Annotated in this window: 18 protein-coding genes, 1 tRNA gene and 1 pseudogene; 11 read left to right on the top strand and 9 right to left on the bottom strand. The window is 61.3% G+C overall.

The window, feature by feature from the left end; all coding sequences use genetic code 11:
* Window positions 1–57: 57 nt before the first annotated feature.
* Window positions 58–4794 carry a glutamate synthase large subunit gene (gene gltB, locus FCU66_RS08865; protein WP_136616715.1) on the bottom strand — a complete coding sequence of 1579 codons (4737 nt, stop codon included), beginning with the start codon at window positions 4792–4794 and terminating at the stop codon, window positions 58–60.
* Between the two features lie 485 nt (window positions 4795–5279).
* Here gltB and FCU66_RS08860 point away from each other — a divergent pair, with 485 nt between their 5' ends.
* A complete protein-coding gene (locus tag FCU66_RS08860) occupies window positions 5280–6332 on the top strand; it encodes a threonine aldolase family protein (protein WP_136616714.1) in 1053 nt (350 codons plus the stop codon).
* Between the two features lie 66 nt (window positions 6333–6398).
* Here the strand turns inward: FCU66_RS08860 and FCU66_RS08855 are convergent, their stop codons facing one another.
* Window positions 6399–6866: an Hsp20 family protein gene (locus FCU66_RS08855; protein ID WP_013529716.1), complete on the bottom strand. Its 468-nt coding sequence runs from the start codon at window positions 6864–6866 to the stop codon at window positions 6399–6401.
* 477 nt (window positions 6867–7343) lie between these two features.
* On the opposite strand from FCU66_RS08855, the gene FCU66_RS08850 reads away from it, so the two are divergent.
* Window positions 7344–8321 carry an alpha/beta fold hydrolase gene (locus FCU66_RS08850; protein ID WP_136616713.1) on the top strand — a complete coding sequence of 326 codons (978 nt, stop codon included), beginning with the start codon at window positions 7344–7346 and terminating at the stop codon, window positions 8319–8321.
* Between the two features lie 18 nt (window positions 8322–8339).
* Here FCU66_RS08850 and FCU66_RS08845 read toward each other — a convergent pair whose 3' ends face one another.
* Window positions 8340–8852: a DUF1579 domain-containing protein gene (locus FCU66_RS08845; protein ID WP_136616712.1), complete on the bottom strand. Its 513-nt coding sequence runs from the start codon at window positions 8850–8852 to the stop codon at window positions 8340–8342.
* Between the two features lie 177 nt (window positions 8853–9029).
* Between FCU66_RS08845 and FCU66_RS41040 the strand changes: the two genes are divergently transcribed.
* The 3 genes and pseudogenes from FCU66_RS41040 (at window position 9030) to FCU66_RS08835 (ending at window position 10383) form a co-directional block, all read left to right on the top strand.
* Window positions 9030–9185 carry a hypothetical protein gene (locus FCU66_RS41040; protein ID WP_168991765.1) on the top strand — a complete coding sequence of 52 codons (156 nt, stop codon included), beginning with the start codon at window positions 9030–9032 and terminating at the stop codon, window positions 9183–9185.
* 3 nt (window positions 9186–9188) lie between these two features.
* Complete coding sequence (locus tag FCU66_RS08840) at window positions 9189–9443, top strand: DUF1127 domain-containing protein (protein ID WP_136616711.1); 255 nt, start codon at window positions 9189–9191, stop codon at window positions 9441–9443.
* Window positions 9444–9551: 108 nt separating this feature from the next.
* Window positions 9552–10383 (top strand): annotated as a pseudogene (locus tag FCU66_RS08835) (helix-turn-helix transcriptional regulator).
* 12 nt (window positions 10384–10395) lie between these two features.
* On the opposite strand, the gene hisN reads toward FCU66_RS08835, so the two are convergent.
* A complete protein-coding gene (hisN, locus tag FCU66_RS08830) occupies window positions 10396–11169 on the bottom strand; it encodes a histidinol-phosphatase (RefSeq protein WP_136616710.1) in 774 nt (257 codons plus the stop codon).
* A gap of 307 nt (window positions 11170–11476) precedes the next feature.
* On the bottom strand, window positions 11477–12418 hold the full coding sequence (locus FCU66_RS08825) for an N-formylglutamate amidohydrolase (protein WP_136616709.1): 942 nt from the start codon (window positions 12416–12418) through the stop codon (window positions 11477–11479).
* A gap of 162 nt (window positions 12419–12580) precedes the next feature.
* Here FCU66_RS08825 and cpdR point away from each other — a divergent pair, with 162 nt between their 5' ends.
* Complete coding sequence (cpdR, locus tag FCU66_RS08820) at window positions 12581–12943, top strand: cell cycle two-component system response regulator CpdR (protein ID WP_006199474.1); 363 nt, start codon at window positions 12581–12583, stop codon at window positions 12941–12943.
* A 195-nt stretch (window positions 12944–13138) separates the two neighbouring features.
* Window positions 13139–13213, top strand: a tRNA-Val gene (locus FCU66_RS08815).
* A gap of 63 nt (window positions 13214–13276) precedes the next feature.
* On the opposite strand, the gene FCU66_RS08810 is transcribed toward FCU66_RS08815, so the two are convergent.
* Window positions 13277–13927, bottom strand: coding sequence for a site-specific integrase (locus FCU66_RS08810; RefSeq protein ID WP_136616708.1), 651 nt, complete (start codon window positions 13925–13927; stop codon window positions 13277–13279).
* 423 nt (window positions 13928–14350) lie between these two features.
* Here FCU66_RS08810 and FCU66_RS08805 point away from each other — a divergent pair, with 423 nt between their 5' ends.
* From FCU66_RS08805 to FCU66_RS41035, 4 genes are all read left to right on the top strand, one after another.
* A complete protein-coding gene (locus tag FCU66_RS08805; RefSeq protein ID WP_136616707.1) occupies window positions 14351–14788 on the top strand; it encodes a YybH family protein in 438 nt (145 codons plus the stop codon).
* Window positions 14789–14980: 192 nt separating this feature from the next.
* Window positions 14981–15433 carry a thermonuclease family protein gene (locus FCU66_RS08800; protein WP_168991764.1) on the top strand — a complete coding sequence of 151 codons (453 nt, stop codon included), beginning with the start codon at window positions 14981–14983 and terminating at the stop codon, window positions 15431–15433.
* 714 nt (window positions 15434–16147) lie between these two features.
* On the top strand, window positions 16148–16426 hold the full coding sequence (locus tag FCU66_RS08795; protein ID WP_136616705.1) for an exopolysaccharide production repressor protein: 279 nt from the start codon (window positions 16148–16150) through the stop codon (window positions 16424–16426).
* Between the two features lie 190 nt (window positions 16427–16616).
* Window positions 16617–16796: a hypothetical protein gene (locus tag FCU66_RS41035; protein WP_168991762.1), complete on the top strand. Its 180-nt coding sequence runs from the start codon at window positions 16617–16619 to the stop codon at window positions 16794–16796.
* Here the strand turns inward: FCU66_RS41035 and FCU66_RS08790 are convergent.
* The 3 genes from FCU66_RS08790 to FCU66_RS41865 all read right to left on the bottom strand — a co-directional run bounded on the left by FCU66_RS08790 (window position 16778) and on the right by FCU66_RS41865 (window position 19472).
* A complete protein-coding gene (locus FCU66_RS08790; protein WP_136616704.1) occupies window positions 16778–17317 on the bottom strand; it encodes a cytochrome C in 540 nt (179 codons plus the stop codon). The two genes, FCU66_RS41035 and FCU66_RS08790, sit on opposite strands and share 19 nt — an antisense overlap.
* Window positions 17318–17482: 165 nt before the next feature.
* Entirely contained in the window at window positions 17483–17905 is a 423-nt protein-coding gene (locus FCU66_RS08785) for a CBS domain-containing protein (protein ID WP_136616703.1), read from the bottom strand.
* A gap of 1312 nt (window positions 17906–19217) precedes the next feature.
* Window positions 19218–19472, bottom strand: coding sequence for a hypothetical protein (locus FCU66_RS41865; protein WP_246093835.1), 255 nt, complete (start codon window positions 19470–19472; stop codon window positions 19218–19220).
* Between the last annotated feature and the right edge of the window lie 338 nt (window positions 19473–19810).

Raw genomic sequence — 19810 nt, 5'->3', positions numbered from 1 at the left:
GTCAAACTGTCGATGAAGATGGGCCGGGAAGCCTGGGCTCCCCGGCAATTGCAAAGCCTATTCCGCCGCGACGCCCATGCGCATGCGTTCCATTTCGATCAGGGCGCGGCGGTATTCGACCGGCATGATCTTGCGGAACTTCGGCCGGAAAATCGTCCAGTCGTCGAGAATCTCGCGACCGCGTACCGATCCGGTGTAATGCACGTGGTTGGAGATCAGCTGGTAGAGCCGCTCCTCGTCATGGCTGGTCATGTCGCCGGAGACATCGACGCGACCCTTGTGGTCAAGGTCGCCGCCATGATGCAGCAGCCTTTCCATCAGGTCGTCTTCTTCCGGAACCGGCTCCAGCTCGACCATCGCCATGTTGCAGCGCTCGGCGAAATCGCCCGCCTCGTCGAGCACATAGGCGACGCCGCCCGACATGCCGGCGGCGAAGTTGCGGCCGGTCTTGCCGATGACGACGACGATGCCGCCGGTCATGTACTCGCAGCCATGGTCGCCGACGCCTTCGACGACGGCGGCCACACCCGAATTGCGCACGGCGAAACGCTCGCCTGCGACACCGGCGAAGTAGGCCTCGCCTTCGGTCGCGCCGTAAAGCACGGTGTTGCCGACGATGATGGACTCCGCGGCGACGATCTTGGCTTCTTCCGGCGGGCGAATGACGATGCGTCCGCCCGACAGGCCTTTGCCGACATAGTCGTTGCCGGCGCCGACAAGCTCGAACGAGATACCGCGCGCCAGGAACGCACCGAAGGACTGGCCGGCCGTGCCGGTCAACTTCACCTGGATCGTGTCCTCGCGCAGGCCCTTGTGCTTGAAGCGCTTGGCCACTTCACCCGACAGCATGGCGCCGGTGGAGCGGTCGACATTGCGGATATCGACCTCGATCTTGACCGGCTGCTTGCTCTCGAGCGCCGGCTTTGCCAGTTCGATCAGCTTGCGGTCTAGCACGTCGTCGATCGGGTGCTTCTGCCGCTCGGTCCAGTGCACAGCTTCATGCGGCGCATCCGGCTTGAAGAACATCTTCGAGAAATCGAGCCCGCGCGCCTTCCAGTGCACGATCAGGTCACGCTTTTCCAGGAGATCGGTGTCGCCGATGATCTGGTCGATATGGGTGTAGCCCATCTCGGCAAGCAGGCCGCGAACCTCTTCCGCGACGTAGAAGAAGAAGTTGATGACATGCTCGGGCGTGCCCTTGAAGCGCTTGCGCAGCACCGGATCCTGCGTCGCGACGCCGACCGGGCAGGTGTTGAGATGGCACTTGCGCATCATGATGCAGCCGGCCGCGATCAGCGGCGCGGTCGAGAAGCCGAACTCGTCGGCGCCAAGCAGCGCGCCGATGATGACATCGCGGCCGGTGCGCAAGCCGCCGTCGACCTGCAGCGCAACGCGCGACCGCAGACCGTTCAGCACCAGGGTCTGGTGCGTCTCGGCAAGGCCCATTTCCCACGGGCTGCCGGCATGCTTGAGCGACGTCAGCGGTGAGGCACCGGTGCCGCCGTCATAGCCCGAGATGGTGATGTGGTCGGCGCGCGCCTTGGCGACGCCCGCCGCAACCGTGCCGACACCGACTTCCGACACCAGCTTGACCGACACGTCGGCCGTCGGATTGACGTTCTTCAGATCGTAGATCAGCTGCGCCAGATCTTCGATCGAATAGATGTCGTGATGCGGCGGCGGCGAAATCAGGCCGACGCCCGGTGTCGAATGCCGGACCTTGGCGATGGTCGCATCGACCTTGTGGCCGGGCAGCTGGCCGCCCTCGCCGGGCTTGGCGCCCTGCGCCACCTTGATCTGCATCATGTCGGAATTGACGAGGTATTCGGCCGTCACGCCGAAACGCCCGGAGGCGATCTGCTTGATCGCCGAGCGTTCCGGGTTCTTGCCGCCGCCGGGCAGAGGCAGATAGCGGTCGGCCTCTTCGCCGCCCTCGCCGGTGTTCGACTTGCCGCCGATCTGGTTCATGGCGCGCGCCAGCGTGGTGTGCGCTTCGCGCGAGATCGAGCCGAACGACATCGCCCCGGTCGAGAACCGCTTGACGATGTCGGCCGCCGACATGACGTCGTCGAGCGCGACCTTCTCGCGGCCGGTTTCCTCGGCCAGCTTGAGCCTGAACAAGCCACGAATGGTCTGGGCGCGGGCCGTCTCGCTGTCGATCTGCGCGGAATAGTCCTTGAACGTTTCCCACGATCCCTGGCGCACGGCATGCTGCAATGTGGCGACCGCATCGGGCGACCAGATATGCGCCTCGCCGCGCATGCGGAACATGTATTCGCCGCCGACTTCGAGGCTGTTGCGCAGCACGGGGTCGTTGCCGAAACCGTCATTGTGGCGGCTGAGCGTCTCGGTCGCGATCTCGTCCAGCCCAACGCCTTCGATCAGCGTGGCGGTGCCGGTGAAGTATTGCTGCACGAAATCGCTCTTCAGGCCGATGGCGTCGAAAATCTGCGCGCCGCAATAAGACTGGTAGGTCGAGATGCCCATCTTGGACATCACCTTGAGAATGCCCTTGCCGATCGACTTGATGTAGCGCGAGACGACTTCGTAGGCGTCCACTTCCTTCGGCAGTTCGCCGCGCTTGTGCATGTCGAGCAGCGTGTCGAAGGCGAGGTAAGGGTTAATCGCCTCGGCGCCATAGCCGGCAAGGCAGCAGAAATGATGCACTTCGCGCGGCTCGCCGGATTCGACGACGAGGCCGACCGAGGTGCGCAGCCCCTTGCGGATCAGGTGATGATGCACCGCCGCCGTCGCCAAGAGCGCCGGGATGGCGATGCGGTCCGGCCCGACCTGGCGGTCGGACAGGATGATGATGTTGTAACCGCCGGCGACCGCCGCCTCCGCCCGCTCGCACAGGCGGTCGATGGCGCCCTGCATACCCGCGGCCCCTTCGGCGGAGCCATAGGTGATGTCGATCGTCTTGGTGTCGAAGCGGTCCTCGGTGTGGCCGATGGAGCGGATCTTTTCGAGATCGCCATTGGTCAGGATCGGCTGGCGCACCTCGAGCCGCTTGCGGCGCGAATTGCCGACCAGGTCGAAGATGTTGGGCCGCGGCCCGATGAAGGACACGAGGCTCATCACCAGCTCCTCGCGGATCGGATCGATCGGCGGGTTGGTGACCTGGGCGAAGTTCTGCTTGAAATAGGTGTAGAGCAGCTTCGACTTGTCCGACATGGCCGAGATCGGCGTGTCGGTGCCCATCGAGCCCACGGCTTCCTGGCCCGTCGTCGCCATCGGCGACATCAACAGCTTGGTATCTTCCTGGCTGTAGCCGAACGCCTGCTGGCGGTCGAGCAGGCTGACATCCTTGCGCAGTGCGCGCGGCTCGACCGGCTTCAAATCTTCGAGGATGAGCTGCGTGTTGGCGAGCCAGGTCTTGTAGGGATGCTTGGTCGCGATCTCCGACTTGAGCTCCTCGTCGGAGACGATGCGCCCCTTCTCCAGGTCGATCAGCAGCATGCGGCCGGGCTGCAGCCGCCACTTCTTGACGATCTTCTCCTCCGGCACCGGCAGCACGCCGGCTTCCGAGGCCATAATGACACGGTCGTCGTCGGTGACGATGTAGCGCGCCGGGCGCAGTCCGTTGCGGTCGAGCGTGGCGCCGATCTGGCGGCCATCGGTGAAGACCACCGCAGCCGGCCCGTCCCACGGCTCCATAAGTGCTGCATGGTATTCGTAGAAGGCCTTGCGATCGGCATCCATGAGCTTGTTGCCGGCCCAGGCTTCCGGGATCAGCATCATCATGGCGTGGCTGAGGCTGTACCCACCCTGGAACAGGAACTCGAGCGCATTGTCGAAGCAGGCGGTGTCGGACTGGCCGTCGTAGGAGATCGGCCACAGCTTCGAGATGTTGTTGCCGAACAGTTCGGAATCGACCGAGGCCTGCCTGGCCGCCATCCAGTTGTTGTTGCCGCGCACGGTGTTGATCTCGCCATTGTGGGCGACCATGCGATAGGGATGCGCCAGCTTCCATGACGGGAAAGTGTTGGTCGAGAAGCGCTGGTGGACGAGGATCAGCGCCGTCTCGAAGCGCGGATCGATCAGGTCCTTGTAGTAGGCACCGACCTGGTAGGCCAGGAACATGCCCTTGTAGACGATGGTGCGCGCCGACAGCGACACGCAATAGGAGCCGATGTCCTTGTTGTCGTTCTCGGCGTAGATGCGGCCCGATATGACCTTGCGCAGCAGATAGAGCCTGGCCTCATACTCCTCGTCGTCGGTAATGTCTGGCGTGCGGCCGATGAAGACCTGCCGATGGAACGGCTCGGACGCCACGATGTCAGGCGCCTTCGACAGCGACGAATTGTCGACGGGCACGTCACGGAAACCGATGAGCGGAAGCCCCTCGGATTGCGCCGATTCGGCGATGATGTCCTCTATATGGGCGCGCATCGCAGCGTCCTGCGGCATGAACCAATGTCCGACGCCGTACTGACCCGCCGGCGGCAGGTCGATGCCCTGGGCTGCCATCTCCTCGCGGAAGAAACGGTCGGGAAGCTGTACCAGCACGCCGGCGCCATCACCGACCAGCGGATCGGCGCCAACAGCGCCGCGATGGGTCAGGTTTTCGAGCACGGCAAGCCCGTCCTTGACGATCTGATGCGACTTCATGCCCTTCATGTTGACGATGAAGCCGACGCCACAGGCGTCATGTTCGTTGCGCGGATCGTAGAGGCCTTGGGCGGAAAAGCCGTTGGCAGTTCGGCCAATATTGGATCGCAAGGTGTTTTTGACGGTTGCCGCTTTCGTCTGCGCGGCCTGGCCGTTCGTCGCAGAGTGCGTCATGTCCGTCATCTCCTGTCCTCCATTCCAGCCCTTCGGGCGCTGGTTTGCCTCGGCAAGCGCTTGGCTCACCCTGATCCTTGTGGCACGTCTTGCGAAATCCTTGCCGAACCAGGCGGCTGTCCGCATGGTTCGTATTCGTACAGGCCAGAGTGTGGCCGTCCACCTGTCGCTCGCGGCAACAGCCGGAGAGGCCCAAATGATACGCCAATCCAGCTTGTTTTGTGCGACAAAATAAGACAGCACTACTGTCCTAAATTTTTATGACAGAATTCCCGGACGCACACAAGACCGATTCACAAAAAACTTAGGCGTTCCACGGCAGAAAATGTCGTGAGGCTGAGGAAAAACGTAAGCTTCAGTCGCGAGCCTCTGCCTTGCCGGCCGACTGGCTTTAATGGTTTTCCGGCGTCTGGCCCCTTGCGATCAGCGCGCGAAACCGGTCAACTTCATGCTGATTTCCCCAAACCCCGACTTCCCAAAACATAGGCAGATGCATGTTCTTCGCTTCCGACAACTGGGCAGGCGCCCATCCCAATATCGTTGCCGGCCTGTCGGCCGCGGCCGGCGGCTTTTCCACCGCCTATGGTGACGGTGCGCTCGACCAGGCCGTCTATCAGCGCTTCAGCGAGATTTTCGAACGCGAGGTCGCGGTGTTCTTCGTCGCCACCGGCACGGCCGCTAACTCGTTGGCGCTGACCGCTTACAACAAGCCAGGCGGCATTTCCTTCGCCCACCGCGAATCGCATGTCATCGAGGATGAATGCGGCGCGCCGGTGTATTTCTCCGGCGGCTCGCGCCTGCATGACATCGATGGCCCGCTGGGCAAGATCGATCCGCACAATCTGGAAAGGACCATCGGCCGTTTCGCGCCCGAAATCGTCCATTGGGGACGGCCGATGGCTGTTTCGATCACCCAGTCGACCGAGGTCGGCACCATCTACGGGCTGAATGAGATCGAGACGATCTCGGCGATCGCCAAGAGGCATTCGGTGCCCCTGCACATGGACGGCGCCCGCTTTGCCAACGCGCTGGTCGCGCTCGAGACGACACCGGCCGAAATGACCTGGAAACGCGGCGTCGACATCCTCTCCTTCGGCGGCACCAAGAACGGCTGCTGGTGCGCCGAGGCGATCGTGCTGTTCGATCTTGATCGCGCCAGGGAGCTGGCCTTCCTGCGCAAGCGCGCCGCCCAGCTGTTTTCGAAATCGCGCTTCGTCGCGGCGCAGTTCGAGGCCTATTTCAAGGACGGCTTGTGGCTGGACACCGCCCGCCACGCCAACGCCATGGCCGCGCGCCTTGCGGCAGCGATCGAGGATTCGGCCACGGCAAAGCTGGCCTGGCTGCCGCAGGCGAACGAGGTGTTCGCGGTGATGAAGAAGGCCGAAGCCGAAAAGCTGCAGGCAGCGGGCGCCGCCTTCTACGACTGGCACAAGCCGCATGGCTTTGACGGCCATATCGGCGAGGACGAGTTGCTCTATCGCTTCGTCACCAGCTTTGCGACGACGGCCGAAGATGTCGACCGCTTTGGCCAGCTGATCGCTGGATAATCGATTTCCTTGACAAAAAAGCGGCGCCTTTCGGCGCCGCTTCCGTCTCGGGAGGAGACTTGTACTTTAGGCAGCGGTCTTGGCCTCGATCTGCTTGGCCTTGGCCGAAGACGCCGTAATGGCGATCTTGCGCGGCTTCAGCTCCTCGGGGATGTTGCGCTTGAGGTCGACGAAGAGCAGGCCGTTCTTCAGCGAAGCACCGACGACTTCGACGTGGTCGGCAAGCTGGAAGCGGCGCTCGAAAGCCCTCGAGGCAATGCCGCGGTAGAGCAGTTCGGACCCTTCGCCGGTGCCCTCGTCCTTGCGCTCACCTTTTACGGTCAACACATTGCGATGGGCTTCGATCGAGATTTCCTCGTCCGAGAAGCCGGCAACCGCCATCGAGATGCGGTAGGAATCCTCGCCGGTGCGTTCGATGTTGTAGGGCGGATAGGTCTGCGCGCCATCCGGCTGCGCAAGCGAATCGAGCATGGTGAAGAGACGGTCGAAGCCGACGGTCGAGCGATAAAGCGGGGAAAAATCAACGTGACGCATGAGGTGTTCTCCTGTTGAGCAACATGGTTTGCGTGTGGCCGTTGCGAAACCCTTGAGCGGCGTTTCGGCTGGACCAGCGGCCCCGACATTGGCGACCGCATGAGACATTTGGGGAGCGCTCGAAAGCATTTCAAGATTTCATTTGGCGGCAAAAACCGCGCGGCTGATTCCCAGATGAACGGCAGATGAACCGGCGCTTCGGCGCGCGTTCAGACAGCCGGCGCTAAAGTGCATTCCAAGATCAAGGACTGGCGGCGCCGATTGCACAACAGGCACCGCAACGAGGCCGACCGGGTGTTAACGTCCCTTCCTCCCGGATCGACAGAGGCCGGAGGCACGCTTTCAAGCGGCTTCCGGCCTTCCCCGTTGCAGCCTCCGTCGCCGGGAATTCCTTTGCTTTTGGTGCATGGGCGTCTATCACCTTAGCGGAGCCAGCCAGCACAGGCGGCACGCCAGACGCCGAGCACGAAGCGCCGAATGACGGACCTTTTCCACGACATCCCCCTTTTCCACGAAACTCAGGGCAATCCTCGTCCGGAAAACGCCTCCGGCGGCTTCTTCACCACGCGCGACGGCAAGAAGATCCGCTATGGCCTGTTCGGCGGTACCGCCCGCCCGATGAAGGGCACAGTGGTGCTGCTGTCGGGCCGCAACGAGTGCATCGAGAAATATTTCGAAACCATCCGCAACCTTGCCGATCGCGGCTTTGGCATCGCCACCCTCGACTGGCGCGGCCAGGGCGATTCCGACCGGCTGATCCGCGATCGCCAGCGCGGCTATGTCAGGAGTTTCCGCGACTATACGGCAGACCTCGAACAATTTTTCGAGGAGATCGTGTTGCCCGACTGCCGCGGCCCTTATTACATCCTGGCGCATTCGGCGGGCGCGTTGATCACGCTGCTTGCCGCGCCGTCGATGGTGAACCGCGTGCGGCGCATGGTGCTGATCGCGCCATTCCTGACGCTGCCCGATCTGCCGGTCTCGATATCAACGGTTCGCCGCGTCTGTTCGTTTTTCTGCGCTCTCGGCCTCGGCCGGCTCTATGCCGCCTGGGGTCCGCGGCCGAAGGCAACGGCCCCTTTCGAGACCAACAAGCTGACGTCGGACCCGGAGCGCTATCGGCGCAACACACGGATTTACGAAGAGTATCCGCAACTGGCGCTTGGCGGCCCGACGATCCGCTGGCTGAAGGCGGCTGCCGAAGCATCCGAAGCCGTCAGCGATCCCGACTTCATGGCTCGGATTCAGGTGCCTCTGCTGATAATCGCCGCCGGCGCCGATCAGGTCGTCTCGACCAAGGCCGTGGAAGCCTACGCAAGGCGTCTGCGGCTCGGTTCGCTGCTGATGATCGACGGCTCCCGCCACGAAATCCTGCAGGAGGCCGACATCTACCGCGAGCAGTTGCTCGCCGCCTTCGATGCCTTCATTCCCGGCAGCGACGACCCGACTGCCTGATAGGCGCCGATCGCCGGTTCATGGCTGGCGGGCAAACTCCATGATCCAGTTGGTCTCCCAGGTGGTGCCGCCATCCTGCGAAAAGGCCTGCTCCCAGCGCGCCGTGTTTTGCGCGATCTCCGACCAGAGGAAACGAACCCGGATCGGCCGACCGTCGAAGACGTCCTCACACAGGAACGTGCCGACGCCGTCGACGAACGCGCCACGCACCGGCACGTCGATGATCAGCGGGTTGCGGCCATCGATCCACCAGATCGACCATTGCCGTGTCGCCGGATCGAAGGTCCGCACCGTGGCGGCACGATAGGCGCCATCAGGCAGTTCGATCACATTGTCGTCGACATTGCCGAGGCCACCGAGCAGCGGGCTCACCTCGCATGTTCCAGTGAATTCGTCCCAGTTGGTGTCGTCCGTCAGGCGCTTTTGCAGCCTTCGATGGCTGACATCCCAAGTGCCGAAGAAGAAATCGAAATCGCTGCGGCCGTCCGCGGGAATGTCATGGGCGGGGCTGGCTGTTGAGTGCTTCGGCATGTCTGGTTCTCCCTCTGGCAATGACCCTTCCATAGCCGGTGCCTACTGACACCCTGTTGTCAGTTGCGTGAGCCGGCCAGCGCCCGCGGCACGCAAAATGCTAAAGATTCTGACAGCCCGCATCGCCTTGAACTGCTCATCTGCTCGCGTCGAACTGAACGCCGTGGAGATGAGATCATGACCGAGAAAACCTGCGCTGCCTGCGATTGCCAGCTGGACGCCAACCCGATCCGCGTCAAGGTCGGCGGCAAGACCGTCGAAGTCTGCTGCGAGGAGTGCGCGCAAGCGCTGAACGAAGCCGGCGCCGCCGCGGCCGGCACCAGGGAGGACTGAGCGATGCGCCCCGACCATACAGCAGCGGCGCAATGCCTGGCTGGCCCTGCCCCGGCACGGGCATCGACAATCCGCACCGCGACCATGCGGCAGTCCCTGGGTGCACAATTCAATGCGGCTGCCAGATGGATCAGCCGCCAGATGGAAAGGCGCCGAAGCCGCCGCGCTCTGCTCGAAATGACCGACGATCAGCTCAAGGACATCGGCCTGTCGCGCAGCGAAGCCTATTCCGAATCCTTGCGCCGGTTGTGGGATTGAGGAGCGGCCTGTCGGGAAGTCTCCTGACAGGGATGGGCGGACCGATTGCGTAGAATGCCCTGCAATGCCGGAACCATGTTCCGGCGCAAGGGGAAGATCGCAATGGCCATGCCGCAATTCACCGTGCAACCGCTTCTGGACACCGGCACCGTCAGGGTGCGGGATGTCGTCTGCAGCGGCGAATGCCGGCACCGGAGCGAAGAAGAGTGCACGTCGGCCACTCATTTGGTGTTTCCCTACCGCGGCGTCTTCGTGCGCCATGTCGGCCGCCAGGATGCCGTTGCCGAGGCCAACCAACTGCTGTTTTTCAATGAGGCCGAAGCCTACCGGATCAGCCATCCCGTCGAGGGCGGCGATTCCTGCCTCGATCTCATCATCGAGGAGGCTCAGCTGCTTGAACTGGCGCCGAAGGAACAGTTGCGCACCGGCGGCGCCACTCCAGCCTTTCGCCGTCAGCGCCGGCGCATCGACCCGCGGGCGCAGGCTTTGGTGGCTTTGCTGCGCCACAGCCTGAGCCGCAAAATCGCCGAAACGCTCGAGGCCGAAACCCTGGCGCTGACGCTGGTGCGGCGCTCTCTTGGCGAGCGGACCTCGCATGTCGCCGGCGCCAGCGCTGGGCGCCAGAAGCTGGTCGACCGCGCCAAGCTTGTCCTGTCCTCGGATCTGTCACGACGCTGGACGCTGGCCGGAATTGCAGCCGAGGTTGGTGTCTCGCCGGTCTACCTGACGCAGGTTTTCCAGCAGGTCGAAGCCATGCCGCTCTATCGCTACCATCTGCGGCTGCGGCTGGCGCGCGCTCGACCTGCTGGGCAGCTACGACAATCTGACCACGCTGGGCATGGACCTGGGCTTCTCCAGCCACAGCCATTTCAGTCCCGCTTTCAGACAGGTTTACGGCCGCACGCCGGCCGAATTCCAGCGCTCGATAAGGTCGCGCTGAAATATGGCGGTCTCAGCCGCGCAAGGCGGCCATGGCAGCTGCGTGAAGCTCCGGCGTTGCTGCGGCGAGCACGTCGCCGCCCTTCTCCGCCGGCCCGCCATCGAATGTGGTGACGACACCACCGGCCTTCTCGATGATCGGGATCAGCGCCACGATGTCGTAGGGCTTCAATCCGGGATCGGCGACGATGTCGACGCTTCCTGAGGCAATCATAGCGAAGGCATAACAATCGGCGCCGTAACGGGCGAGCTGGACCTGCTTTTCGAACTGGTCGTAACGCTCGCGCGCCGCGTCCTTGAACAGCGCCGGCGTGGTGGTGAACAGCGTCGCCTCGGCGAGCTTCGTCGTCTTGCGCGTCGAAAGCTTGCGTGGCCCGCCCGGCCCCTCATAGTGGGAACCCGAGGCATTGGCGTAGTAAAGCTCGCCGGTGAAGGGCTGCGCCATCATGCCGGCAACAGCGTCGCCGTCGACCGTCAGCCCGACCAGCGTCCCCCACACCGGCAGGCCGGAAATGAAGGCGCGCGTGCCGTCGATCGGGTCGATCACCCAGACATGCCGGCTCGAAATGTTCTCGCTGCCATGCTCCTCGCCCAAAATACCATGGTCGGGATACTCAGCCGATATCAGCGCACGGATGGCGCGCTCAGCCTCGCGATCGGCCTCGGTGACCGGGTCGAAACTGCCCTGCTCCTTGTTGGCAACCGCGCCCTGGCTGCGAAAGCGCGGCAAGGTCTCCGCCGCTGCCGCCTGGGCGATGCGGCGCATAAAATCGATGCTGACGTCCAACTGATTCTCCTGCATTGCAGCATGCCCGAGCCGGGCCTTGCCGCCACTTCCGTCCCAAAACAAGGGTGTTTATCGATTTATCCGCGACGCTAGCTGTTGCCAAAATGTCACGCCACCGTCGTCGAAACACAATTTCCACATCAGAGTGAATTAAAAAAGGCTGAAGGTCGCTTGACATTTGTGCAGCGCACAATACCCTCAATCTCGGACAGGTTTTCCTGTCCATGCCCTCCTTGGGCGTTTCCTCCCTAGACTTCGACCGTATCGTGCAAACGATGCGGTCTTTTTTTACGCTGCGGTCCCCAACTCACTCCGCGGCCAGCGGCAGGTCGATGAAATGATGGTCGGGCATCGACATCAGGTCGGCTGAAAATCGCGTCAGATCGTCGGCCAGCGCGTCGAAGCCGGCGGCCTTCTCGAATGTCCGCTCGTTCATGTAGAGCCCGCGATTGACCTCGATCTGCAGCGCATGCAGATGGCGCGCCGGGCGGCCGTAATGCTCGGTGATGAAGCCGCCGGCATAGGGTTTGTTGTGGGCGACCGTATAGCCCATGGCGGTGAGCAGGCCGATCGCCGTCTCGGTCAGGGCGGCTGCGGCCGAGATGCCGAAACGGTCGCCGATGATGAAGTCGGGCCGCAGGCCGCTGTCGCCGACACGAATGCTCGCCGGCATCGAATGACAGTCGATCAGCACGGCAAAGCCAAACCGCGCATGGGTTCTCGTCAAAAGCCGCTTCAATGTCTCGTGATAGGGCTTGTAGACAGCCTCGATGCGGGCGATCGCTTCGGCCAGCGGCAGGCGGCCGGAGTAGATGTCGAGCCCCTCGCCGACCAGCTTCGGCACCGTGCCAAGCCCGCCCGCCACCCGCGCTGAGCGGATGTTGCAGAAGGACGGCACCGGCTCGGCGAACATGCGCGGATCGAGTTCCCACGGCTCGCGGTTAACGTCGAGATAGGCCCTCGGGAAATTCGCCGCCAGCAGCGGCGCGCCGAGCGCGACGGCGCCGCCGAACAGCTCGTCGACGTAACAGTCTTCCGACCGGCGGATGGCGTTGCGGTCCAGCCTTGCCATGGCAAGGAAGCGTTCGGGATAATAGCGGCCGCTATGCGGTGAGTTGAAGAGGAAGGGGACGCGCTGCTCGGCGCCCGACCGGATTTCGAAGGGTGGAAAGACCGAAAAATCCTCGGCTGCCGTCTTCAATTTGAGCGAACCCGAAAACACCAGTGCATCATGATGTGAAAGTGCCACCTTGCTGGCCGCCTGTCCAGCATTTCAGCGGCCACGCCGCCGGGCAAATATGGATCATCGCCTTGCTCGTTCACTTGATGTTTACCCTCACCTCCTCATATACAGGATGGTTAACGGGCTTGCCCAACGGCAATCTCGGGCGGGTGATTCGGACGGGATATCATGGCACGCATTCTTCTGGCGGAAGACGACGACGATATGCGTCGGTTCCTCGTCAAGGCGCTGGAGCGCGCCGGTTACCAGGTCAGCGATTTCGACAATGGCGCCAGCGCCTATGAACGGCTGCGCGAGGAGCCGTTCTCGCTGCTGTTGACTGACATCGTCATGCCGGAGATGGACGGCATCGAACTGGCGCGGCGCGCCACCGAGATCGATCCTGATTTGAAAGTCATGTTCATCACCGGTTTCGCTGCCGTTGCGCTGAACCCGGATTCCAAGGCGCCGAAAGACGCCAAGGTGCTGTCGAAGCCGTTCCACCTGCGCGATCTCGTCAACGAGGTCGAGAAGATGCTGCAGGCGGCCTGAGCCGCTTTCCGAGCCAATGCCTGTCGCCCAAAAGTGGTCCCGGTTCTGGGAAAACGACATGCATGAAACAAAGACCTGAAGCGCGGCGCGCTTTAGGATTGGCGCCCGTTCGCCGCTGCGGCGAGACGACGCCTTCTTTCCTTTTTCCTGCTATTGACGCGCTGGATCAAAAATGGTGTATGCGCGGCTTCGGATGGGCGTGTAGCTCAGCGGGAGAGCACTGCATTGACATTGCAGGGGTCACAGGTTCAATCCCTGTCACGCCCACCATCCTTTCAAATACTTAGCTAATCCCGTCTCCCGTCTGGCACAGAAACGGCACAGAAACCGGCCCTAAACCTCGGCCGCGTTCCGCTGAAAATCGACGTGGTGGTGACCATAGACTTTGTCGAGCGTTTTGGCCGACATGCCGAGCGCGCCGGCCGCCTCCCAGATATCCACACCCTTGAACATCATCCAGGTCGCGCGCGTGTGGCGCAGCACGTGCGGCGTGATCGCCGACTGGCCGGTGATTGCTGGATCCAGCCATCCGTTGTCGATCGCCATTTCCCAAGCGGTCCGGACAGAAGCGACCCCGCGCCCCATGTAGTTGACGACGTGCAGATAAGCCGACACTGGCTCGCCAGCCTGCCGCGCTGCCTCGTCGCGGGCGCTGTCGTCAATCCGCTTCCAGCGCGCCAGGTGGGCGCTGATACGCTTGCCTAGCCGTACCGGTGGCTGACGCTTGTTCGTCTCTGCCACGCCCTCCCCTCGCCGATGCATGACGCCGCGCTGGCTGTCGATCCATCCGCCTGTCGTGTTCGCCATCCACTGCACGTTGCAAATCGCCGCGCGCCGTGACCCGGTATAGAGGCCGAGCAGGATGAAGCGGGCCAGATGGCGGTTTACGGCAAACCGTTTGCGGCGCCACCGAACATGCTCCCGACGGCTTACGACATCACACCAAAATTCGCGATAGAAGCCGAGCGCACCGGCAAGCAGCATCGCGGCTTCCGTCCTTGTCAGCCATCGGTCCCGAGCCGGCGGGACATCGGGCATGGGTCTAAAATGATCCGTATGAACCGCAACCGACCATGCCGCCGCTCGCGGATCCGCTACTGCCGGGGGCTGTCGGCATGACTGCCTGGCTGGCATTCGCGTTGTCTGCTTGCGTCGTCCTGGCGCTAGCTTGGCCGTTCTAGTGGTGAAAGCCTGACGCTTGGTACGCGTGGGGCAGCTCAGGGTGGAGAGCGGACCGAGCCGTCTCAAAACGCTGTCGCGAACCTTGTCTCGCGCCGTGCTATACCGACCAAGCCAACCTGCACTGCGCGGCAGTTGGGGAAAATGCCTCACCGCTGCGGACACACAAAATGTTGACCTGAGGGAGTCGCCAGTCCGGATCAGAAATAAAACGACAGGGAGGATGACATGTCCCTCGACGCCAATGACTTCGATCAAGCAGTTGAAAAATACCACCTGGCTCTGGATGAGTTCATGAAAGGAAACCCAGCGCCTGCGAAGAAGCTCTATTCCCAACGAGACGATGTAACACTGGGCAATCCCTTTGGCCCTTTCGCGCATGGATGGAAACAGGTCGCTGAGAGGTTGGAGCAAGCGGCATCGAATTACAGGGACGGCGACGCTACCGGCTTCGAGAACATAGCGAAGTGTGTGACGTCTGAACTGGCATACCTCGTCGAAGTAGAGCGGCTCAGGTCCAAGGTTGGCGGTCGGAGTGATGTCACGCCTCTGGCGTTACGCGTGACGAGCGTCTTTCGCCCAGAAGATGGTCTCTGGAAGATTGTGCATCGTCATGCCGATCCGATAACGACGGCTCAGCCGGCCGATTCGGTACTCCGCCGATAGCCCGCGTCATTGGGCTCGCAGCATCGGATGGCCGCTCTGGGTCGGATCTTGCCGGTCAACGTGGGGTGGCAGCAAAATGCGGGATAGCGATCTAACCGAGCGTCCCGGCCGCGGAAGCGGAAATTTCGAAGCGGTCCCTTTTCAATAAGCCGAGAAGGCGCAATAAACACATTTGGCTTGGCCATGTGTAGGTTGATCCTCGCTCTCGCCTTCGTGCTCACCTGTGGCCCCGTGTCCGCAGTAGAGCATTGGTTTGCTCATGACGGCGACACGCTTTGGCATGACAAAAAACGCGTTCAGTTGCTCGGTATCGATGCCCCCGAACTTTCGCAGGCATGTTTTGATGCCGCTGACAAAATCTGGCCCTGCGGCAGGTATGCGCGTGACCACATTCGCCATCTCATTGCCTCCGGGGATGTATCCTGCACCATCGAAGGCAAGGACCGCTATGACAACGATGTCGGCGTCTGCTTCGTGGGAGGCATCGATCTCGCACGCGATCTGGTGAAACACGGATTGGCGGTCGCCGACGCACAATCGCCACGATACCTTGCCGAAGAGCGCGAAGCCCGCATTCTCAAACGTAACTTGTGGGCGGGGAACTTTATCGATCCCGGCGAATATAGACGGGGTGGACGCCCATAGCTGCCGGCGCGCGCCGCAATGCGCTTTCACTCATAGTTCCTGAGCCTTACCCGGCGCAACCGCCGTGCCTAAAGGTCCGTCAGGGGAAACCGGGCTCGATAGAACATTAGCGACTTCTAATAGTTTCTTCAGCGGCAGGGGTCGCCAACACCCCCGCAACTCCCGTTTATCCCTAGGGACGCCCGCCGCTGCCGTGAATGGGGCGGCGGGTTTTATTGCTAGAACCTCAGAGCAGCCGTCACCGGCTCGAACTATCGTCACATAAGCCCGGATACATGGATTAGGTGGGCAACTCGCATACCGATGCCAATGGTGAATTCGCCTTGGTTAGCGGCGAAGTCCCAACCGAAGAATGCTGCCCAGCCAAAAAGCAGAATCGAGAAACGCATTAGAATACGCTAAATTAGGCACATTGAGTAAAGGTTAAGGCCACCAGAGAGAGCGCAATCGCGACTGGAAACCGACTTTCGATCGCAAAGGCCCATGTGCCCCATAACGGGTCAATAGGTCTGGCACCGCAATTGCATTGACAGATACGGGGTTGGGGTGAGGTTCCGTCGCTTCGCAAATGGGGCGGCGGGCCTCCTCGTGCTTGTCTTGCTCAAGGAGATTACCTCTGCGCAAGCGGCCCGGACTGCGATACTTGCGCACTTGCTAAAATAATGAGATTTTGCAGGGGGGGGTCCGTTGGGGAACGGGAAGTGGGTTGGGGCAATGTATTTTCCGCAGTTTCTAGTGGGAATGCTGGCGACGTCTGTCGTCGTCGCGGCTTGGGCCTATCTCGACACGGGGTCCATCGGGAAGGGTGTAGTCTGCGGCGTCATCGCCGCTGTTTTGTTGCAGGTCGGGTATTTCGCGCTCGTATTTAGGCTTGTCTATGGGCGACGAAAAAACATCGAACAGCAGGCGGAGGAGACTACTCCCGAAAGCCAACGAATAGCCGGTCGGTCGGAGGCAGCTAATGCGGGGAGACAGGCGATAAAGAAAGGCTGACGCACCGCTAAACGGGTCTTTAGGGCCGCCAAACCAAGGACTTCAGTCTTAATTGCGTGACTGCCAATACAGTATAAACTTATCAGCGCGGGGGTTTTTCCCTCTATCGCAGTGGCCGGTGCGGCGCGCTTCACCCAAGCATCCGCACCGGCCATTCCCCGCGATTAAGTCACTCTCCAAGGCCGGAAGAATGACCGACAAGCCGGCGACAACTTACGTCGTGAGCGTGTTCGAGAAGCCGCATTGGCGCACCGTGCTGACCACCAAGGCCAAGGCGTTGGCCATGGCGAAAGAGATCGGCGACAAAGGTGCGGATCGAGGAGATCACGCCCAAGCCGAAGAAATAGGTCGTTACTTCTTCGGCGTCTGAGATGGCGCTAGTGTGACGTAAGGTGTCCTCGGCTCCTTGCCAATGGTCCGATAACGCGGCGCCGACTCACCGGGCGCGCCGAGCGATTTGATATAAAGATACAGCGAACGCATGTCGCTCTCGGCCATAGCCTGGACTTGGTACCAAGGCATTGGCGGCATTGTGAACCTGTTCTTGAGGTAGTCTACCCATTTGTCCTCCGTATATGACCTTGCCGATTCCCTTAGATTTGATGCATAGGTCGTGCCCCAGGGACCCCGCCAGCCCACGGAAGAGCCCTTCAACGCTTTCTCCGTATCGATTTTCCCCTCGGCTTCACGGTACCCTTCCGTATGGCAGAAATGGCAGCCGCCGATGATCGAAATATACAAACCGCGTTCGACGGAAACCTCGTCGGCCGCCAGTAGACTGGATGGCACGATGCACAGAGCGACGACCGCACAAAGATCGATTGTTCGCATATTCGCTCCCCCTGATTGATTGCCGCCCATCATACGCGAATGATCGACGGGCATCGTCAAGGCGGGCAAATTTCAAACTGACGTGCCCCCCAGGGGGCCCGCCAGCGCGCGTTTCGGTGAAGCGATGGCGGGACCGCGTAGCATGAAGTGTCGGCGTCGGCCTCTATGACCGGACATCTCTGCCGGCGCGCTGTGGCCAGAGCGGCGGCACGGGCGGGCCGCCCTTCAGTGGTGATGGGCGGAAACGCTCTTGACGTATTCGGACACCATTTCCCTCGGTGCCGACTGACTGACGTCGCCGACGCTAAGGATGCCGACCATCCGCATATTCTTGTTGATCACCGGCAACCTGCGGATTTTCAGTTCTTCCATGTGCTGTACGGCCTTGGCCAGATCGTCGTCTTCGCGGCAGCAGTGAATGCCGGTCGTCATGACATCGCGCGCCGTTGCGGTGCGGCCGTCGAAACCATCGTCCACCAGTCCTTTGCAGACAATATCGCGGTCGGTCACCATTCCGATCAGTCGGTCGTTCTCTCCGATGGGAATCGACCCGATATCCTGGGCTTGCATCATTTTCGCCAGTTCGGTGACAGCGGTTTCGGGGCTGACCCAGTCGACACCCTTATGCATTGCGTCTTTGACTTTCATGGCGGACTCCCTTGCTGGGTTTGTGAATGTCCCCCTGTCCCATTTTAACGCGGACGGGGCTTGACTGCCAGAGGTCATCATCCAGACCCGCGTCTGAATGGTTATCGATGTCGCCGATGACCCCTTTTTGCGGTTGGTTGTCATGCGTCCATCTCCAGCCAACTAGAGCCGCTTGGTGAGATCATGGCGTGATGCGTGGCGAGGAAGACGTTCGCCATACCTAGCTGCAGGATTTTCGTGACGAAGGCTAGCGCACCGATTGTTTCTTGGCGTATGCGGCGACTGCGCAGAGGAAAGCCAATGCGGCGGCATCGCATGCCGTCCGAGACGGGCCTTTGGCGAAAAGAACCGCGTCCGCAGCCGGTATCGTCAGGCCATGCTTTTTGGCGAAAGAGGTAACCTCGTAAGGCTGATCGTCAGATCGAATGGCAATGCCAAAATCATAATTCATGGACTACATCCTCCCAGTTCGCGGCCTTTTCCCCTTTTTTGGCCTGACGCAGAAATTAACTGCCGGCGCAACGCGCGAGTCCAGCAATTCAGGATTGTGTAAAACGATACACTCCGCAATCGCGCCTACATTTCCTTGTTTTCGATGATGCCGGTTTCGCCGTCGGGCAGTTGAGCGGCAGGCGCCGACAAGCAGCCGGATATATCTTTCAGCCGACGGAACGTTTGTACCCGCCCCGGTGTTATCGCCATGATCCCCGCATAGGGATCATAAAGGGCCTTGCCCCCCTCGGCCCCAGTTTGAGTCCGCTGTCTCCCCGGCAGCGGACCCGACATATTTCTTTTATTTCCGCAGCCTCAGCCAGCGCCGCGCTCTCAAGCTCATGGGCGATGGATAAGCGGGTCATCCGGGGATGCTCTCGGAATTTAGCTCGTACCGCAAGTGGGGTCCGTCTGCCAGCCTGCTTGGCACAGATACGGCACAGATATGTTTGAATGTTTTTGCTCTGTTCACCTTAGGTTGGCGGGTTTTTCGCAACAAAATCAGAGAGAGCACTGCATTGACATTGCAGGGGTCACAGGTTCAATCCCTGTCACGCCCACCATCCAAATCCAGACGATCAGACTTAGATCGACATCCTGGCCGGCTCGCCAGAGCTGGACGATTTCGGTCGCTCCCAAGGGAAGCTGGACATTGGCCAGGTTTTCGAGCGCAACGCGCCCGTCCCGGCGTTGACCGGAACGGGCCGCAGTCGATCAGATCATTGCGGTTCTGGATCGGGTGTATTTCCCGGCCTGTCCGGCGTGCCGCCCTTGCCTTCGCGGCAAGGCTGGCCGATACCGCAGCATTTGCCGTTGTAGGTTACGCCAGCCTGTCGCATTCCCTGGGAGCGGTTGTCTTGCAGCCGGCCAGCATCGAAACGGCGATGGCGGCCAAAAGGACGTTTCTTGAAACAGTAAACATGAGACGTTCTCCTTGATGGACCGTGTTTGGACACACCGCTTCGTCGCGCCTCGGGAGAAATTGGTTCAAAAGAAAAATTGCGATCACCGGCGAAATCTTTTGCGAGCTTGGCTTCGCGAGAAGGCGCATCGCCGATGCTGCGGCATTTGCCATGCTATGTGGTTTTCGGATTTGATTTATCGCATTGTCTTGTCGGCGTTGCCTGGCAACCTGCCATCACCGATGCCGTGAAACCGTAAGCAGGACATTCGCAACGTTACATGCGAGAGACGTTTTCCATGATTGATCGCGTTGGACAACGCAGGGCTCGGTCACCCCACGATCAGAAATGGTCCAGCACCGAAATCGGAATGGTTGACGAAACTGCGCGCGTCCCCGAGGCGGCGATCGGAATCCGGTCTCCCAGCGTGCCGTCATGAGTTCACGGTCCGGAAGGGCAAAGCTATCGTCCTGGCCGAAGCTACATCGCGAACTGAACCGTGTGCGCACGC

Source organism: Mesorhizobium norvegicum (genome assembly GCF_004919685.1).
GTDB classification, from domain to species: domain Bacteria; phylum Pseudomonadota; class Alphaproteobacteria; order Rhizobiales; family Rhizobiaceae; genus Mesorhizobium; species Mesorhizobium norvegicum.
Note: the sequence above shows the minus strand (reverse complement) of the source record. Positions and strands in the feature narration are given on the sequence as shown.

Excerpts from the sequence above, each read along its gene's own strand:
- gltB (WP_136616715.1), bottom strand. The coding sequence starts at position 4,794 with ATGACGGACATGACGCACTCTGCGACGAACGGCCAGGCCGCGCAGACG.
- FCU66_RS08785 (WP_136616703.1), bottom strand. The coding sequence starts at position 17,905 with ATGAAAGTCAAAGACGCAATGCATAAGGGTGTCGACTGGGTCAGCCCC.
- FCU66_RS08795 (WP_136616705.1), top strand. The coding sequence starts at position 16,148 with ATGTATTTTCCGCAGTTTCTAGTGGGAATGCTGGCGACGTCTGTCGTC.
- FCU66_RS08840 (WP_136616711.1), top strand. The coding sequence starts at position 9,189 with ATGCGCCCCGACCATACAGCAGCGGCGCAATGCCTGGCTGGCCCTGCC.
- FCU66_RS08860 (WP_136616714.1), top strand. The coding sequence starts at position 5,280 with ATGTTCTTCGCTTCCGACAACTGGGCAGGCGCCCATCCCAATATCGTT.
- FCU66_RS08850 (WP_136616713.1), top strand. The coding sequence starts at position 7,344 with ATGACGGACCTTTTCCACGACATCCCCCTTTTCCACGAAACTCAGGGC.
- FCU66_RS08855 (WP_013529716.1), bottom strand. The coding sequence starts at position 6,866 with ATGCGTCACGTTGATTTTTCCCCGCTTTATCGCTCGACCGTCGGCTTC.
- FCU66_RS08845 (WP_136616712.1), bottom strand. The coding sequence starts at position 8,852 with ATGCCGAAGCACTCAACAGCCAGCCCCGCCCATGACATTCCCGCGGAC.
- FCU66_RS41040 (WP_168991765.1), top strand. The coding sequence starts at position 9,030 with ATGACCGAGAAAACCTGCGCTGCCTGCGATTGCCAGCTGGACGCCAAC.
- FCU66_RS41865 (WP_246093835.1), bottom strand. The coding sequence starts at position 19,472 with ATGGCAAATGCCGCAGCATCGGCGATGCGCCTTCTCGCGAAGCCAAGC.
- cpdR (WP_006199474.1), top strand. The coding sequence starts at position 12,581 with ATGGCACGCATTCTTCTGGCGGAAGACGACGACGATATGCGTCGGTTC.
- FCU66_RS08805 (WP_136616707.1), top strand. The coding sequence starts at position 14,351 with ATGTCCCTCGACGCCAATGACTTCGATCAAGCAGTTGAAAAATACCAC.
- FCU66_RS41035 (WP_168991762.1), top strand. The coding sequence starts at position 16,617 with ATGACCGACAAGCCGGCGACAACTTACGTCGTGAGCGTGTTCGAGAAG.
- FCU66_RS08810 (WP_136616708.1), bottom strand. The coding sequence starts at position 13,927 with ATGCTGCTTGCCGGTGCGCTCGGCTTCTATCGCGAATTTTGGTGTGAT.